General features: G+C 60.4%; 17 protein-coding genes. 8 read left to right on the forward strand and 9 right to left on the reverse strand.

Going from position 1 to position 16413, the window contains the following annotated elements:
• Window positions 1-7 precede the first annotated feature (7 nt).
• Window positions 8-601 (reverse strand): glutathione S-transferase family protein, encoded by a 594-nt coding sequence (locus ACERZ8_RS07010; RefSeq protein ID WP_407591498.1) that lies wholly within the window; start codon window positions 599-601, stop codon window positions 8-10.
• A 136-nt stretch (window positions 602-737) separates the two neighbouring features.
• Here ACERZ8_RS07010 and ACERZ8_RS07015 point away from each other — a divergent pair, with 136 nt between their 5' ends.
• Window positions 738-1181, forward strand: coding sequence for a GFA family protein (locus ACERZ8_RS07015; RefSeq protein WP_407591499.1), 444 nt, complete (start codon window positions 738-740; stop codon window positions 1179-1181).
• A gap of 85 nt (window positions 1182-1266) precedes the next feature.
• Here the strand turns inward: ACERZ8_RS07015 and holA are convergent, their stop codons facing one another.
• The 4 genes from holA to ACERZ8_RS07035 form a co-directional block, all read right to left on the reverse strand.
• The gene (gene holA / locus ACERZ8_RS07020; protein ID WP_407591501.1) at window positions 1267-2268 is read right to left on the reverse strand and encodes a DNA polymerase III subunit delta; all 1002 of its coding nucleotides are present in this window, start codon (window positions 2266-2268) and stop codon (window positions 1267-1269) included.
• The gene (gene lptE, locus ACERZ8_RS07025) at window positions 2265-2732 is read right to left on the reverse strand and encodes an LPS assembly lipoprotein LptE (RefSeq protein ID WP_407591503.1); all 468 of its coding nucleotides are present in this window, start codon (window positions 2730-2732) and stop codon (window positions 2265-2267) included. Before lptE ends, holA begins: the two co-directional genes overlap by 4 nt.
• A 4-nt stretch (window positions 2733-2736) precedes the next feature.
• On the reverse strand, window positions 2737-5289 hold the full coding sequence (gene leuS, locus ACERZ8_RS07030) for a leucine--tRNA ligase (protein ID WP_407591504.1): 2553 nt from the start codon (window positions 5287-5289) through the stop codon (window positions 2737-2739).
• A 91-nt stretch (window positions 5290-5380) separates the two neighbouring features.
• On the reverse strand, window positions 5381-5881 hold the full coding sequence (locus tag ACERZ8_RS07035) for a DUF3576 domain-containing protein (protein ID WP_407591506.1): 501 nt from the start codon (window positions 5879-5881) through the stop codon (window positions 5381-5383).
• Between the two features lie 250 nt (window positions 5882-6131).
• On the opposite strand from ACERZ8_RS07035, the gene ACERZ8_RS07040 reads away from it, so the two are divergent.
• From ACERZ8_RS07040 to ACERZ8_RS07050, 3 genes are all read left to right on the forward strand, one after another.
• Window positions 6132-7100, forward strand: a complete 969-nt coding sequence (locus ACERZ8_RS07040; protein ID WP_407591507.1) for a porin — start codon at window positions 6132-6134, stop codon at window positions 7098-7100.
• A 110-nt stretch (window positions 7101-7210) separates the two neighbouring features.
• A complete protein-coding gene (locus ACERZ8_RS07045) occupies window positions 7211-7864 on the forward strand; it encodes a YggS family pyridoxal phosphate-dependent enzyme (RefSeq protein WP_407591508.1) in 654 nt (217 codons plus the stop codon).
• Window positions 7864-8346, forward strand: a complete 483-nt coding sequence (locus ACERZ8_RS07050; RefSeq protein ID WP_407591509.1) for a hypothetical protein — start codon at window positions 7864-7866, stop codon at window positions 8344-8346. The genes ACERZ8_RS07045 and ACERZ8_RS07050 overlap by 1 nt, the downstream gene beginning before the upstream one ends.
• On the opposite strand, the gene ACERZ8_RS07055 is transcribed toward ACERZ8_RS07050, so the two are convergent.
• On the reverse strand, window positions 8343-8837 hold the full coding sequence (locus ACERZ8_RS07055) for a L,D-transpeptidase family protein (protein WP_407591510.1): 495 nt from the start codon (window positions 8835-8837) through the stop codon (window positions 8343-8345). The genes ACERZ8_RS07050 and ACERZ8_RS07055 overlap by 4 nt on opposite strands.
• A gap of 87 nt (window positions 8838-8924) precedes the next feature.
• Window positions 8925-10013 (reverse strand): GTP cyclohydrolase II, encoded by a 1089-nt coding sequence (gene ribA / locus ACERZ8_RS07060; protein ID WP_407591511.1) that lies wholly within the window; start codon window positions 10011-10013, stop codon window positions 8925-8927.
• A gap of 159 nt (window positions 10014-10172) precedes the next feature.
• Between ribA and ACERZ8_RS07065 the strand changes: the two genes are divergently transcribed.
• Together ACERZ8_RS07065 and yghX are read left to right on the forward strand one after the other, a co-directional pair.
• Window positions 10173-10859 (forward strand): response regulator transcription factor, encoded by a 687-nt coding sequence (locus ACERZ8_RS07065; RefSeq protein WP_299722112.1) that lies wholly within the window; start codon window positions 10173-10175, stop codon window positions 10857-10859.
• Between the two features lie 373 nt (window positions 10860-11232).
• Window positions 11233-12144, forward strand: a complete 912-nt coding sequence (gene yghX / locus ACERZ8_RS07070; RefSeq protein ID WP_407591513.1) for a YghX family hydrolase — start codon at window positions 11233-11235, stop codon at window positions 12142-12144.
• Window positions 12145-12402: 258 nt separating this feature from the next.
• Here yghX and ACERZ8_RS07075 read toward each other — a convergent pair whose 3' ends face one another.
• Window positions 12403-12609 carry a cold-shock protein gene (locus ACERZ8_RS07075; RefSeq protein ID WP_108836582.1) on the reverse strand — a complete coding sequence of 69 codons (207 nt, stop codon included), beginning with the start codon at window positions 12607-12609 and terminating at the stop codon, window positions 12403-12405.
• Window positions 12610-12852: 243 nt separating this feature from the next.
• On the opposite strand from ACERZ8_RS07075, the gene ACERZ8_RS07080 reads away from it, so the two are divergent.
• Window positions 12853-13641 (forward strand): exodeoxyribonuclease III, encoded by a 789-nt coding sequence (locus tag ACERZ8_RS07080; RefSeq protein WP_407591514.1) that lies wholly within the window; start codon window positions 12853-12855, stop codon window positions 13639-13641.
• Window positions 13642-13931: 290 nt separating this feature from the next.
• Window positions 13932-15473: a M81 family metallopeptidase gene (locus ACERZ8_RS07085; protein WP_407591515.1), complete on the forward strand. Its 1542-nt coding sequence runs from the start codon at window positions 13932-13934 to the stop codon at window positions 15471-15473.
• Here the strand turns inward: ACERZ8_RS07085 and ACERZ8_RS07090 are convergent.
• A complete protein-coding gene (locus tag ACERZ8_RS07090; RefSeq protein WP_407591516.1) occupies window positions 15470-16381 on the reverse strand; it encodes a LysR family transcriptional regulator in 912 nt (303 codons plus the stop codon). The two genes, ACERZ8_RS07085 and ACERZ8_RS07090, sit on opposite strands and share 4 nt — an antisense overlap.
• Window positions 16382-16413 lie beyond the last annotated feature (32 nt).

Below are 16413 nucleotides of genomic sequence, written 5' to 3' on the forward strand. Positions count from 1 at the left end.
TTACGGTCTAGTGATCCTGTGCGGCGCGGAATTGCGGGCGCGCGCGCAGTCGCTTGGTATAGGCTTTGACCGCCTCGGGGATCGCAGGGAATTGCGCACCAAAGGCCCAGCCGAAACAGTGCACCGCCAGAATATCAGGCAGACTGATCTGATCCCCCATGATGAAGTCGCCGCCCGCCGCCTCCAGCATCCCCGCAAACGTCTCGATATTGCGCGAAAATTCCTTGTGCAGCGTGGGGGTCAGGCCCGACACACGCAGTTTTTCCGGAAGAACGAATGTATGTTTCGCATTGACCCAAAGGGCGGCGTCCAGTTCGTCGATCAGCCACAGGGTCATCGCATCCTGCCGCGCACGTGCAGGTGTTCCGGCCGGGGCAGTGACGGCACTATGCTTGTCAGCCAGATAGGTCATGATCGCGACGCTGTCGGTCAGCACATCGTCGCCATCGACAAGGGCCGGAATCTTGCCCAGCGGGTTGTATTTCCGGGCTTCTTCCGAGCGCGGCGCGGCAGGCATCACGTTGTATGGCACCCCCAGCTCTTCAAGCATCCACATCACGCGGAAGGCGCGGCTTTTGACGGTTCCGATGACACGGTACATGATGGCTCCTGAAAACGGGTTGGACCAAGGATTACAGCCTGCGTGGCCACCCGCAACGGCCAACTGCACTGCTGACAGAAATTGTCACGCGCTTGTGGCATACTGCAGGCGATTACAGACCCAAGGGAGATTTGCCATGTCACACACCGGATCCTGCATGTGTGGAGCCGTATCCTTCACGATCACCACACCCATCACAGAAACCGGGGCCTGCCATTGTGGCATGTGCCGCAAGTGGTCCGGCGGCGTATTCATGAGCGTGGCCGTTCCCAAGGATGGTATGGAGATCACGGGTGAGGACAATCTGAGTGCCTTCACCTCGTCGCCCTGGGCTGAACGGGTGTTCTGCAAGACCTGCGGAAGCAGCGTGTTCTACCGGGTCACCGCCGAAGGTCCGTTGCAGGGCCAGATGCATGTGGGCTTTGGCACGCTGGACGATGTGGCGGGCATCCCGTTCAACGGCGAGATGTATATCGACCTCAAACCCGATGTGTATGCCTTTGCCGGTCAGGGACGGCATCAGATGACTGAGGCACAGGTGCTTGAGATGTTTGCGGAATACGCGCCCGACGGGTCGTGAAGGCGCTTGCGTGAGGGGGGCTTTGCCCTCCGTCGCCATGCGGCGACTCCCCAGATTTTTTAAGTCGGAGAATTTGACCCCGTGCTCAGCGCTGCGCAAGCATGGCGAGCCTGATGAACGTGCGCTCGACAAGAGCAAGGGCCGGGGCATGCTGACCGGCTGAGCGCAATTTCAGATCGGTGTCCGTCAACTCGGTAAGGGCCTGTTCGAGTTTGACCGGCCCCCATTTGCGCGCCTGCGCCACCATCTTGTCCCGGTTCGGCCCCCAGATCTGGGGGCGCCCACTTGTGTCGACGGCAGCGCGGTGGAGGGTGCGAAAGTGGCGCATGGCGCCGATGCACAAGGTCACGGCATTCACCCCTTGGGCCGACAGACGTTGCATGACCGGACCGATTTCGCCGGCTTGCCCGTCACCGACCACCAACAGCACATCGTCCACAGCCGCCTCGATCGAGGCCGGGGCGCATGCGGCAATGTCTTCGGCAGACAGCGGCGCGGGATCGTTCAGCTTGAACAGCCCGACCTTTGTCAGGGTCTGGCGGAAATCACCCGGTTCCAGGTCGCGCGCAAGGCTAAGCAGAAGCTGCATCGCCTCTTGCGGCGGCGCCTCGATCCCGGCGGCCTTCAGGTCACGCTCGATCTCTTCGCGGGTGGGGGGCGTGTCATAGATCGCGGCGGCGTAGGCCTTAGTGTGTGCCTCGAACGCCTTGCGCAGCTTTGATGTGGGTTTGAGGTTGCCTGCCGTCACCACGATCTGCGCATCGCCCGGGTTCCACGCGCCAAGCGCGTCGAGCAGAGTTGCCGTAACCGTTTCATTGGCGTCTTCGATCAGCGCAACGCGCGGGCCGGGGAAAAAGCCCATGGCCTTGACCGCATCGAGGGCCAGCGCCGGTTCCTTGCGCAAGTCCGCGGCGGCGATGCGGGTCAGCCGCATTTCTTCCTCGCCCTGCGGTCCGATCAGGGCGCTGACAACCTGCTGGCGCTTGAGGGCGATGCGCATCCCGTCCGCGCCATAGATCAGCACCCCGGCGGCATCCGGATCAGGTTTGGCGAAATAGGCATTGGCCTGTCCCGTCGACAGTTTCACAGCGCACTGCCCTGCAACTGCAACACGATCTGGTCGGCAAGGATGACCATCAGCCGTTCCTGTGCATCGCGCCGCGCGGCGAGTGTGGCAACAGTTGTACCGGTGGCCGAATAACCGACGAATGTATCGACCACATCCGTGCGCATCACCGTGCCGGTGCCTGCTTCACTCAGCGAGTAGGTGGCCGACCCGATCAGATGAAAGCGGCGGATGTCGCCGTCAGGGTCGATGGCCCGCGCTTCTTCGCGCAGGGCGAGGTCAACGGCCAGACGGAAGGCGGGCGCGTTTGGGCGGCCCAGACGTTCTTCGAGGCGCTGAACCAGAAGAAAGCCGACACGATCATCAGGCTGATCCACCAGCACACGGTTTTGCAGAACCGTACCCGCACCGCTTGGCCCGTAGACCGGCGTGAATCCGCACGCGCTGAGCGTAAGGCACAAAAGCAGCGCGCAGATGCGGGTCATGTCACTATACCACCACGTTGACGATGCGCCCGGGCACGACGATCACCTTCTTGGGTGTGCCGCCGTCCAGCGCCTTTTGCACAGCTTCGGTTGCAAGCGCCAGTTTTTCAACCTCTGCCTTGTCCAGATCCGCCGGGACGGTGATTTCGCCACGTCGCTTGCCGTTGATCTGGATAGGCAGCGTGACGGTGTCGGACACCAGCATGGCCGCGTCCGCCACAGGCCAGGGTGCGTCGATGATCAGCCCCTCACCGCCCTGATGCGCCCAGATGTCTTCGGACAAATGCGGCGTCATGGGGGCCATGAGCTGTGCCAGTGTCATCACGGCGGCGCGCTGGGCTGCATGGCTTGCCTTGGACTTTTGCAGCGTGGCGGTAAATCCATAGAGCTTGGCAATGGCCGCGTTGAAGCCAAAGGATTCGACGCCCATGGTCACGTCATGGATGGTCTTGTGCATCGCGCGCAGCAGGTCATCGTCGCCAGTGCCCGGCGCATCCTTGTCCATCTCGCCGATACGGTCGCAAATGTTCCAAACGCGCGACAGGTGTTTGAACGCGGCTTCGGCCCCGCTGGCGGTCCATTCCACGTCCCGCTCGGGCGGCGAATCAGACAGCACGAACCAGCGCGCGGTGTCCGCACCGTACGAGGCGATGATACCAAGTGGGTCGACCACGTTTTTCTTGGACTTCGACATCTTGGCTGACGGGATCACATCCACCGGCTCTCCGGTCGCACCAAGGCGGGCCCCTGACTCAGTCCACTCGATATCTTCGGGCAGGTGATAAACGGGCCGGTCCTTTTCATCGCGCGTGACGTAAATCTCGTGTGTGACCATCCCTTGGGTGAACAGCGCATCGAAGGGCTCTTCGCAGCCCTGCGGCAGATGCCCCGTGATCCGCATCGCCCGCGCAAAGAAGCGCGAATAAAGAAGGTGCAGAATCGCATGCTCGATCCCGCCAATGTACTGATCGACATTCATCCAGTAGGCGGCGTCGTCCAGATCGGTGGGCGTCGCCGCATGTGGCGCGGTGAAGCGGGCAAAATACCAGGACGGATCCACGAACGTGTCCATCGTGTCCGTTTCGCGCCGCGCCGCGTTGCCACAGGACGGGCAAGGCACATCGCGCCATGTCGGGTGGCGATCCAGCGGGTTGCCCGGGATGTCGAAACTGACGTCATCGGGCAATTCGATGGGCAGGTTTTCCTTTTTCTCGGGCACCACGCCGCAGTCGTCGCAATGGACAACCGGAATCGGACACCCCCAATAGCGCTGGCGGGACAGGCCCCAGTCACGCAGGCGGTACTGCGTCTGACCTTTGCCAAGGCCATGTGCCTCGAAATGGTCGATGGTGGCGTCGATACCGTCCTGGCTGGTCGCTTCCGCAATGCCTGCGAAGTGGTCGATATAGACGACCTGTTCGGTCTTGGCGGGCACCAGCGCTTCGTCTGCGACCTCGGTTTCATTGCCGGGCATGTAGAATGCGTTCTGAACCGGCAGGTCATATTTGCGTGCAAAATCAAGGTCGCGCTGATCATGCGCCGGACAGCCAAAGACAGCCCCGGTGCCATATTCCATAAGAACAAAGTTTCCGATCCAGACAGGCAGTTCGACGTCCGGGTAAACCGGATGCCGCACCCGCAAACCAGTGTCGATCCCTTTCTTTTCGGCCTTTTCCATGGCCGCTTCGGTCGTGTCCATCTTGCGGCACTCATCGATAAAGGCGGCAAGGTCAGGATTTTCGGCCTCAAGCGCCTTTGCGACGGGATGATCCGGCGAGACGGCGACAAAAGACGCACCGCGCATCGTGTCGGGGCGGGTCGAGTAGCACAGGATCGTGCCTGCACCGTCCGTCCGGACAAACGGAATATCGATGCCGCGCGACTCGCCAATCCAGTTGTCCTGCATCAGGCGCACCTTGGCGGGCCAGTTTTCAAGGCCATCAAGCGCCGATTTCAGCTCTCCGGCCATGTCGGAGATCTTGAAGAACCACTGCGTCAGCTCGCGCCGCTCAACCTCGGCGCCCGAGCGCCAGCCTTTGCCGTCGATCACCTGTTCATTGGCCAACACAGTCATGTCGACCGGATCCCAGTTCACCTGCGCGTTCTTGCGGTAGACAAGGCCCGCTTCAAGGAAATCAAGGAACAGCGCTTGCTGCTGACCGTAATATTCCGGATCACACGTCGCGAATTCACGGCTCCAGTCGATGGACAGGCCCAGCGGCTTCATCTGGGCGCGCATGTCGGCGATATTGTCGTAGGTCCATGTCTTGGGGTGCCCCCCGATGGCCATGGCCGCGTTTTCGGCAGGCATTCCAAAGGCATCCCAGCCCATCGGATGCAGCACATTATGCCCCGTCGCCATCTTGTAGCGCGCAATGACGTCACCCATCGTGTAGTTGCGCACGTGCCCCATGTGGATGCGGCCCGACGGGTAGGGGAACATCTCAAGCACATAGTATTTGGGTTTGTCGCCCGTGCGCGTGGCGGTAAACGTGCCCGCCTTTTCCCAGGCCGCCTGCCAGCGGGCTTCGATTTCGTCAGGTGTATAGGTGGCCATGATGGGGAAAGATCCTGGTCTTTGACATGAAAACGCCGGGCACGGGGCCCGGCGCTTGTCTTAATGGGGAATGGCCCGGCCCGAAAGGGGCTTAGAGACGGTTGTCGGCAATGCGCAACTGGCGGGCACGGGTCAGGATCGCGTCCTCGACGGCACGCACGGTGGCGGCACTGGCCGGACCGCTGTTGGTTTGCAAAGCAACGTTCAGCGACCGGGCGTCAAGGGACGGATCCTGGATCAACACGGTCGCGCGATACGCGCGCCCACCGCCGGGTGGGGTGCCAAAGCCGGTGACAATCACGCCGGTGAACGGATCGACCGACTGGATGGGCAGGAAATCCAGAACCTGCAGCGAGGCCGACCAGATATAGCGGTTGACCTGAACGATTGATTCCTGATTCCGGCGGGCACGCAGCGCCTCGCCCAGGGTTGTCGCGGCAGGACCTTCGCGGCTGCGTTGAAGATCGGGATCAACTTCGGCAGGGCCGGACGCTCTGTTGCCGAACCCAAGCCCACATCCCGTCAGCAAAACTGCGCAGGCCAACAGGGCCGCAAACCCCCTAAACCGCCCTGACGACTGAGAAATGCCCATTATACTGCCCCAACGTGTCCAATTCTTCACCTCTGATAGACAAGTTGAATTAACCCCGCAAGGCGCAGGTACCGCGGGCAGGCGCTGAGGGGGCAAAAACGGGAGTGTGGCAAAGCTGCACCAACCATGTCGGAATTGCGGCACACCGGCATGCGCGGCTTGAGTAGATCGAGCAAATGAACGAAACACCTCTCATCCCCTCACTGGATTGGCTGGTTAGGGTATTGAATAGAAACCCGAGGGAAAACTCATGAAAAAAGTTCTCTTTGCTACAACCGCACTGGTCGCCACAGCTGGCATGGCCGCAGCGGAAGTAAGCTTTGGCGGCTTCGGCCGTTTTGGTCTGTACCACCAAGAAAACGCAACCGGTAACGACGAAACACGCATCGAACAGCGTTTCCGTCTGACCATCACAGGTCAAACAACTTCCGACAACGGTCTGGAGTTTGAAGGCCGCATTCGTTTCCAAACAGACGAAAACGGCAGTGGCGCTTCCAGCGTTGCCAAGTCTTCGGCTGCTGGTTTCGCAGTATCGACAGGCGGCTTCCGTCTGGACGTAGGTAGCGTTTCCAACGTGATCGACTCCGGTGACGTGGTGAACTACTTCGGTTACGGCGTTGGTCTGACATCGTTCGCTGAACAGTCGAGCGAATTCAGCAACACAGCTGTTGGCTTCGGCACAAAAGGTTCCGATCTCGACACAGTCGCTCCAACCGTGAAACTGCGTTACACCGTTGGTGACTTCACAGTCTCCGCATCGGTTACAGACGACGCCGACACAATCGCCGTTGATCCAGCGACAAACGTCCTGACAACAACAACCGGCAACAGCTCGTACCAGATCGGTGCTGGCTACTCGTTCGGCAACTACGCAGTTGGCGCAGTCTTCGGTAGCACCGAAAACACCGGCCCCGGCGGCTCGGACAACGACGAATGGCTTCTGGGCTTCACCGGTGACATCGGCGCACTCGCGTTCGCGATCATCGTTGGTGACTCCGACGCACAATCCGACGTCTCTTACGGTTTCTCCGTCAAGTATGACGTAGGTGCGGCGACAGAAATCCGCTTCGTCTTCTCCGACTCCGGTGCACCCGGCAACTCCGACACCATCGCGCTTGGCTTCCGCCACAGCCTGGGTGGCGGCGTGTCCCTGCAAGGTGGTATCGGCGACGATCAAGGCACAACCAAAGCCGACCTGGGTGTGATCTTCAACTTCTAAGTTGAACCGCATCTGACAGATTTGGGGCGGTCCTTCGGGGCCGCCCCTTTTCATTCGGGCCTGCCTGATGTTTTGTGCGACCTTAAGCGCACAGATCAAGGTGGCCCGCCATGTCCCTGACAGACATCTCCGAACAGATCGCCAAGGCCGAAGCAGACGCAGGCCGCACTGCCGGCTCAGTCAAGCTGATCGCCGTCAGCAAAGTGCAGCCCAACGAACGCGTCACTGCCGTTCTCGATCAGGGACACCGCCTGTTTGGTGAAAACCGGGTGCAGGAGGCGAGTGACAAATGGCCCGCCTTCCGTGAAACCTATGGCGACATCGACGTCCACCTGATCGGCCCCTTGCAAACCAACAAGGCGCGTCAGGCGATGGAGCTGTTCAACGCCATCCACACGGTCGACCGACCCAAACTGGCCAAGACCATCGCGCGCCTGTCTCAGGAAATGGGCCACTGCCCCGACCTCTTCATTCAGGTGAACACCGGGGAAGAGCCGCAAAAGGCAGGGATCATGCCGGCTGAAACGGACGCGTTTGTCCAAAGCTGCCGCGCACTCGATCTCACAATCTCCGGTCTCATGTGTATCCCGCCGATCGACGAAGAACCCGCACTGCATTTCGCACTCCTGAAAAAACTGGCCGACCGGAACGATCTGACAGGCCTCTCCATGGGGATGAGCAGCGATTTCAAATCGGCTATCGCGCTGGGGGCAACACATGTGCGCATCGGTTCCGCGATTTTTGGTGAACGAAAGGCCACCTGATGCGCCCCCTCATCTTTCTCGCGATCTTCTGGCCGACACTCGCCCTTGCGCAAGAGATCAAGCCCGGGCCAATCACACCAGATGCCTGGGACGACTACGCCCGCGCCGCCGAACTGTTCAACGCCGGGAAAAGAGTGCAGGCCGGGTGTGTCATGTATCGCGGTCAATTCCGGGCCCGCCTCCTGCTGCTGGCCAATCCGGGCCAGGCACCCGACGGGGGGCCTGCGCTTTTTGCATCGCTCAACGAAACCGTGGCACGCCCGATCAACCAGTGGCTGGGCGGGGACAGGGATGACTGGATCGCCGCCATGCAATGCGCGCGCAATTGGGCTGCCGAAAACGACGATCCCGACTATCCGCGCCGCCGCTATGGCGCGATATATGCAGATATTCTGGCCGGGCTGGATGAATTGATTGCCGCGATTCCGTCCCGGCGCGAATTGCGCGCACAGCGCCGCGCATCTGGTCTGCCCAACCGCTAGCGCACGATCAAACGGGTTCCGAACCCGATCCGGGGCGCGATCCAGCGCAAATCTTGGGCTCGCAGCCCAATGCAGCCTTCGGTCGGATATCCGGGCCTGCGCCAGCGATGAATGAAAATCGCCGACCCACGGCCTGGCACGGAATAGGGCCAGTTCCAGTCCGTCAGGATCACCAGATCATATAGGGCATCAGCACGCCGCAGCACTTCATGACTGAAGGGGTAGGGCGCACGCACCATGTGATTGTACGCTTCGGACTTCGGATCATCCGACCACAGATCGCCCGGACGGATCGGCACAGCCCAATCCGTCGGACGGACCATACGGTCTGGTCTGTAAAGCACACCAACGATGCGATGGTCCCCAACCGGGGTTGCGCCATCACCTTCCCGCTTGCGAGACGTGATGCCACCCCGCCCGACCGTGCAGGGAAAACGACGTCCCCTGAACCGCAGGCCCAAAGGACAAACAACCAGATCAGATGGCTTCATATTCACCTTGCCAGATAAACTCTGGGGGAGTCCGAAGGACGGGGGCAAAGCCCCCTAAAATATGGCGTCGCGCAAGCGGCCATTGTCTCACAGCAGATGCCCCGACTTCGCAGCCTTTGTCGCCAGATAGTCGCGGTTGAACCGGTTCTCCCCAACCTTCAATGCCACGCGTTCCGGCACCGCAATCCCGCTCGCCTCCATCATCGCAACTTTCGCCGGGTTGTTGGTCAGCAACCGGACGGCACCAAATCCCAGCGACTTCAGTATGTCCGAACCCAACCGAAAATCACGCTCATCATCCTCAAACCCAAGCCGGTGATTGGCCTCAACCGTGTCAAAGCCCTGATCCTGCAGGCTGTAGGCCCGCATCTTGTTGGCAAGGCCGATGCCGCGCCCTTCCTGATTGAGGTAGAGCAAGACACCCGCCCCCTCAGCCCCCATCTGGGCAAGGGCCGCACGCAGTTGCGGGCCGCAATCGCATTTCAGACTGCCCATCAGATCACCGGTGAAACAGGCCGAATGCAGGCGGGCCAGAACCGGGGCACTGCGATCCGGGCGCCCGATTTCGATGGCATAATGCTCCTCGCCTCCATCTTCCGGGCGAAACACATGCAGACGCCCTGCCTCTGACACGTCCATGGGCAGGCGGGCCGACACAACTGAATGCAAAGGGCTTTGTGCGCCCAATAGCGGCGCGGCAAGGGCCAACGGCACCGCCGTCAAACCCGTCTCGGCGGCAAAGGCTAGACCATTGGCAACCTCAGTGCACACTGCCGCAGGCAACAGGCGGGCAGATTTGCACAAATGCACCGCGACACGATGTGGGTCTGCATTACCGCCGCGCACCGATGTCAGCGGCCCCTTCATCGGTGTGGACAGATCGTCCGCCGGATCCGCCAGCGCCTGCAACCAACCCAAGGCCACCTCATCCGGCACGGTGATGCGCGCCACATCCCCGTCATAGGCGCGGGCCTTCAAAGTCTGGGCGCGCCATCCGGTCAAAACCAGCACGATATCGCGCCCAAGGGCACGCAGTGCGGCCAGGCGATCTGTCGACAACGTCTCGACGGCGACGGCGATTACAGACGTCTCTCCCGTCAGGACGATGGGCACCCCCATCCGCAGGTCCGCGCGCGCCCGCGCCAGTGTCTCAACGATATCCGGCGCTAGGCCCATGTTACAAAATCCAAGCAGTGTTCCGCCCGACATACGCAAATCAGCCCGGAATTGAAACAATTGCCGCACTCCCCACACATGGGCGTGAAACAAAACCGGGAAAACTTGCCCGTGGGCTCCGTTGGCCACATCTATGCTTCAACAAAAGGGAGATGACCCATGGCACAACTCAAGAAAATCCTGCTGGTCGACGATGACGAAGACCTGCGCGAAGCGCTCAGCGAACAGCTGATCATGACCGAAGATTTCGACGTCTTCGAGGCTGGCAATGGCGGCGATGCGCTTGTCAAAGCCAAGGAGGCGATCTACGACCTTGTCATCCTCGACGTGGGCCTGCCGGACACGGACGGGCGCGAATTGTGCCGGGTCATGCGCAAACAGGGGGTCAAGTCCCCGATCCTGATGCTGACCGGGCACGATACGGACGCCGACACCATCCTTGGTCTCGATGCAGGTGCCAATGATTACGTCAGCAAGCCCTTCAAATTCCCCGTTCTTCTGGCCCGCATCCGCGCCCAGCTGCGCCAGCACGAACAGTCCGAAGACGCGGTGTTCACCCTCGGGCCCTACACGTTCAAACCGAGCGTCAAGATGCTGATCACCGAGGACGACAAGAAAATCCGCCTGACCGAGAAAGAGACGAACATCCTCAAGTTCCTCTACCGCTCGACCGATGGCGTGGTGGCACGCGACGTACTGCTGCACGAGGTCTGGGGCTACAATGCGGGTGTCACGACCCACACGCTGGAAACCCACATCTATCGCCTGCGTCAAAAGATCGAGCCCGATCCCTCTAACGCCCGCCTGCTGGTGACCGAATCCGGCGGCTACCGACTGGTGGCCTGAGTTTGACTTGCATCAAGGCGGGAACCAATCGCCACGATGTACATTAACTCAACAGCCCGCGCATGTCGGGGTCAGCAATGGCACAACATGCACCTCCCTGTTGGACTTGCCCGGGCCGCGCGCCCGGGTTTTTTTTGGTTAGAGGGGTGTGGGTGTTTTGCGGTGGTTTGACCGCGGCACGCAATTGCTGAGTTGCAGCAAAGGGCGGCTTCGAGCCCTAACTGTTGAATGCTGCGGCTGGCACGAATGTCGGCTTGGTGGTGTGCCCATCACGTTCCTTGTGCATCATCCTTCCGCCAGAGAAACCCAACAAAGAACATCGGTCGTTGCGACAATTGGTGTTAGCCTTTGGGAGAATCAGGGAGAAAGTAAAATGAATGACCAGACACCAGCCCGTCGATTGACGGCAGCAGATTTTGATCAGGATCTTCTCGACCTTTACGACTACTTTGCTCATGGCAAAATCTCGAAAAGAGAGTTCCTTGACCGCGCCGGAAAGTGGGCGGTCGGCGGTCTTACCGCTGCGGCGATCCTCAGCACGCTCTCACCGAACTATGCGCTGGCCCAACAGGTTGCCGAGGACGATCCAGACATCGAAGGCGAAGACATTGTCTATTCAAGCCCGAACGGCACCGGCGACATCACGGCCTATCTCGTCCGTCCATCCGAGATTGATCCCGACAGGCCGCCTGCAGCAGTCCTCGTGGTTCATGAAAACCGAGGTCTCAATCCGTACATCCGCGACGTGGTGCGTCGTCTCGGCAAGGCTGGTTTCATTGCAATGGGACCTGACGGCCTGTCCTCGCTCGGGGGGTACCCGGGCACCGATGACGAAGGCCGTGAAATGCAGCGCACCCTCGATCAGGGCCAACTGCTCAATGACTTCTTTGCCGGCTTTGAATACCTTCAGGCGCTCGATGGGACGAATGGCAAGGTTGGCGCGACGGGGTTCTGCTATGGTGGCGGAGTAGTCAGCAGACTGGCCGCTGCTTATCCTGAGATGGCGGCAGGCGTTCCGTTCTACGGTTCATTCCCGGACGCAGAGCAGGTTCCGGGCATTGAAGCACCGCTTATGGTCCAACTCGCGGCGCTCGATCAACGCATCAATGCCATGTGGCCGCCGTTTCAAAAGGCCATGGAGGTAAACGACAAGGTCTATGAAGCGCACATCTACCCGGGCGTGAACCATGGTTTCCACAATGATACGACGCCGCGCTACGATGAGGCAGCGGCGATGCTTGCAGAGGAGCGAATGGTCGCCTGGTTCCGCACCTACCTCGCTTGATGCGCAATAGCGCGCCCGCCCGGCCCGGTGGGCGCGACGAATTCTGAGTAGCGGTTGTTCAGTTCAAGTGTGAGAAGGTCCGCTAGTTCCGCGTTACTGTCGTTTCCTGTTTCGCGGGTCAGTACCCAACCCATGATTCATCACTGCCAAACCCGCCCCCGCACGACCAACGCCACGTCCCACAAACGCAAAAAAAGCCCACCGTCACCGATGGGCCCTTCTCAAAATTCCGTTCGCTTCGCCCCGAAAGGCGCAGGCTTATGCCAGTGCGATGTTGGCAGCGCTTTCGCGGCCGTCGCGACCTGCTTCGATGTCGAAGGTCACTTTCTGGTTGTCGGCCAGACCGGTCAGGCCTGCGCGCTCAACGGCAGAGATGTGCACGAACACGTCTTTGCTGCCACCGTCGGGTGCGATAAAGCCGAAGCCTTTAGTAGTGTTGAACCATTTGACTGTGCCTGTGGCCATGTCATTTTCTCCTAGGTATGCTGCCCGCAGGATGCGGCAGGTCGGCTAAGTCAGTGCAAGATCGAGAGACTGTGCCGTTAGGAGCAGTAAGGCCGATAGAGGTAACGTCGCACGCTCCCTCTACGCGCGAGTCGCAATAATAGCAAGCACTTGGCCGAAGGGCGGCGAAAGGTCGCTTATTGGGGCTGGTCGCCACACAGGCCCGCGTCTAGGGTTTGCGCGCTTGATACAGGAACTGTGCCTATGCCCTTCACACTTGCCACCTGGAACATCAACTCGGTCCGTCTGCGCGAACCCATCGTGCTGAAACTGCTGAAAGAGCAGGGGCCAGACGTGCTGTGCCTGCAGGAATGCAAAAGCCCGGTCGACAAGATCCCGCGCGAGGGGTTTGCGGCGATGGGTTATCCCCACATGGTTGCACGCGGAGATAAGGGCTATAACGGCGTTGCCATCCTGTCGCGCCTGCCCATCGAAGAGGCCGGGGCCGAAGATTTCGCAGATCTTGGCCACGCCCGCCACATCGCGGGACGGCTGGAAAATGGTGTGACTATTCACAATTTCTACGTCCCTGCAGGCGGCGACATCCCCGACAGCGAGAAAAACGAGAAATTCGGTCAGAAACTCGACTACCTGACCGACATGCGCGACCACTTTCACAAAGCATCGCCTGAAAAATCCATCCTCGTTGGTGACCTCAACATCGCCCCGCGCGAGGATGATGTGTGGTCTCACAAGCAACTGCTGAAGATCGTGAGCCACACCCCCATCGAGGTCGATCACCTCGCGCAGGTGCAGGATGCAGGCAAATGGGTCGACATCACCCGGCAGGACATTCCCGAAGGGTTGCTCTATTCCTGGTGGTCCTACCGGGCCAAGGATTGGGACGCCGCCGACAAAGGCCGCCGCCTCGACCACATCTGGGCCACATCGGACATCTCGAACGCAGGCCACAGCAGCCGCATCCTGCGCGACGTGCGCGGCTGGGAAAAACCGAGCGACCACGCACCTGTGTTTGCGACATTTGACGTTTAATGCGCTGCGCTCACACGCTGTCCAATGTCTTTTGTGCGGGGCGTAACTGAAAAAGGTTTCGCATTTCGCTGCCCTACGCCGCGCATTGCGTCGGGCGCGTTCCAGCGAAACAGGGTGATGTGGCACGGACCGGGCCTGCGCCGGAAATCGATCACGTTCTCCCCGCTTCACATGCACGCATGGTGCCAACCGTTCCGCGAACACATCGCTGGTGCAATTGGCACAATAGATTGATCCGACGCTGATCTTCCTGTTTCCTCCGGCTGTGTCCATCTGCAAAGGGGAAAATCATGGCGCAGCCCAGGGTCGCCCTGCTTGGGGCAGTTCTTGAATCCAACCGCTTCGCGCCGCCCGCGCAAAAGAGCGATTTCACGTCACTGACATGGCTTGCTGGCGCAGATCTGATGGACGAGGCCAGATCGGCTACACCGAAACTGGCGACTGAGTTTGCAGCCTTTGTCCGCGCCATGGATGCAACGGGGCACTGGACGCCCGTGCCCTGCCTGCTGGCCGCCAGTCACCCTGCGGGGCCAGTTCGCGAGGCGGTGATCGACGAGATTGTCGCGACCTGCGAAGAGATGCTGCGCGCTGCCGGCCCGGTGGACGCCGTCTACATCTGCAATCACGGCGCCATGGTCGCCGAGCACGACCACGATCCCGACGGTCTGTTGATGGCGCGCGTGCGCGACGTCGTCGGCAAAGGGGTTCCGATCATCGCGACGCTCGATCTGCACGCGAACATCTCTCAGCGCATGGTCGATGCCTGTGACTTGATTGTGGGATACCGCACAAATCCGCACGTGGATCAGATCGAGCGCGGCGAGGAAGCGGCCTTTTCCCTGCGCCGGATTCTGGCGACAGGCATCCGACCGAAAGTCGCGCATATCAAGCTGCCGCTGGTCCCTGCCTCGGTCACGCTTCTGAGTGCCGAACACCCCTATGGCACGTTGATCGATCACGGGCAGCGCAGACAGGCCGAGTATCGAAGCGAGATCATCAACGTCTCCGTTTTCGGCAATTTCCTGTTTTCAGACACACCCGACAACGGGCTGAGCATTGTCGTGACCGCGCGCGACGACGCGCAATGTGCCAAGGCTCTGGCCATTGAACTGGCGGATATGGCCTGGTCCTTGCGCACGGATTTCGTGCGGCAATTGACATCCCTGAGCGATGCAGTGGCGATTGCGACGGGGCACGAACGAACGCCAGTGATCTTCTCCGACGCGGGCGACAATCCCGGCGGCGGCGGCAGCGGTCTCACGACAGAGTTGTTGGCGGCACTTTGCAAAGCGGACGTCAACGACTGCCTCTACGGGGCTTTCTGTGACCCCGAGCTTGCGCACGAAGCTCATAAAATTGGCGTTGGCAACCGGTTCAGGGCACGCTTCAATCGGTCCTGTGACAGGGCTGTCCCTTGGGCGAAATGGGACAAGCCGTTTGAGGCAGATGCGGAGGTTCTGGCGCTGCATGACGGAAATGTCGTTGGCGAAAAAGGCATGACCGCCGGTCGGAAATTGACCCTGGGACCATCCGCAGCGCTGCGCATTGGCGGCATAACCGTTGTGGTGATTTCGGATCGCACGCAAACGGCCGACCCTGTGTTCTTTCACGTGTTCGGCCTTGATATCGCTGCGGCGCGCACGGTGGTCGTAAAATCCCGAGGTCACTTTCGCGCCGGTTTCTCAGGCTGGTTTACGCCCGATCAGGTGTACGAGGTCGACACAGCAGGGCTGACGTCTCCGGTGCATGACCGCTGGCCGTTTGCGCATCTGCCGCGCCCGAATTACCCGATGGATGCGCATACCGAGTGGTCGGCGAACCCACCGCGCTAGACGGGCTGAGAATACCTGTCCTTTGGCGTCGTCAGTTTCACAAACCGCATGAATTGGCGCGCAAGTTGTGACGGGGGTCTTCCGGATGGAAGAACGAAACTGGTGTCATAAAAAATCGCCGCATCAAAGGGGCGCACGACAATGCCCTCAAGGCCAGAGGACAACAGCGGGAACGGGTTGATGAGCGTCACCCCCAAGCCCTCCCGCACAAGCTCCAGCGCTGCCATGTTCGTCGCCGTTTCAGCCACCTGTTTCGGACGCACACCCGCCCGCGCAAAGATTTGTTCGGTGATGGCCCGCGTGCCCAGCCTGCGCAGGAACTCGACCAAAGCAACGCCTTCAAGGTCTTGCGGGGTCACGATGCGCTTTTGCGAAAGCGGGTGATCCGTGGGCATCGCGCAAACAACCTGACTGCGCCGCCACGGCACAAGCTGCACACCGGATCGCTGGATCATCGCGCTGGTCAGTCCCAGATCGTAACGCAGATCAAGGATACCAGCCACAAGCACGTCCGTTGCCTGAATATCCAGTTGCAGTTGGGTGCTCGGGTTCTTTTTCAGAAAGCTGGCGACCCGGGAAATGACAAAGTGGTGGGCGAGCGTCGGAGGCACGATCAGGCGCAGGGGCGCGTCATCGGGCGTGGCCCAATCCGCACCTTCGATGTCGGCAAGTGTCTCGAAAATAGGGTCCAGTTTTTCATTCAGCCGCAGCGCCTCGTCTGTCGGCTCAATACGCCCGGACCGCCGCAGGAACAGGGATCGACCGACCCTCGCTTCCAATTGCGACAGGGACCGGCTCACAGCAGATTGGGAAATCCCGAGCCGTCGGGCGGCCCCGATGGTGGTGCCTGTCGTGATGACGGCCCTGAGAGATTCAAATTCACGCAACCTGTGCCGGTGTTCCGTCATGATGCAGCTTTCCCCCTTGTAAGTGCCTCAGC

The sequence above is a fragment of the Tateyamaria armeniaca genome, assembly GCF_045797845.1.
GTDB classification, from domain to species: Bacteria; Pseudomonadota; Alphaproteobacteria; order Rhodobacterales; family Rhodobacteraceae; genus Tateyamaria; species Tateyamaria armeniaca.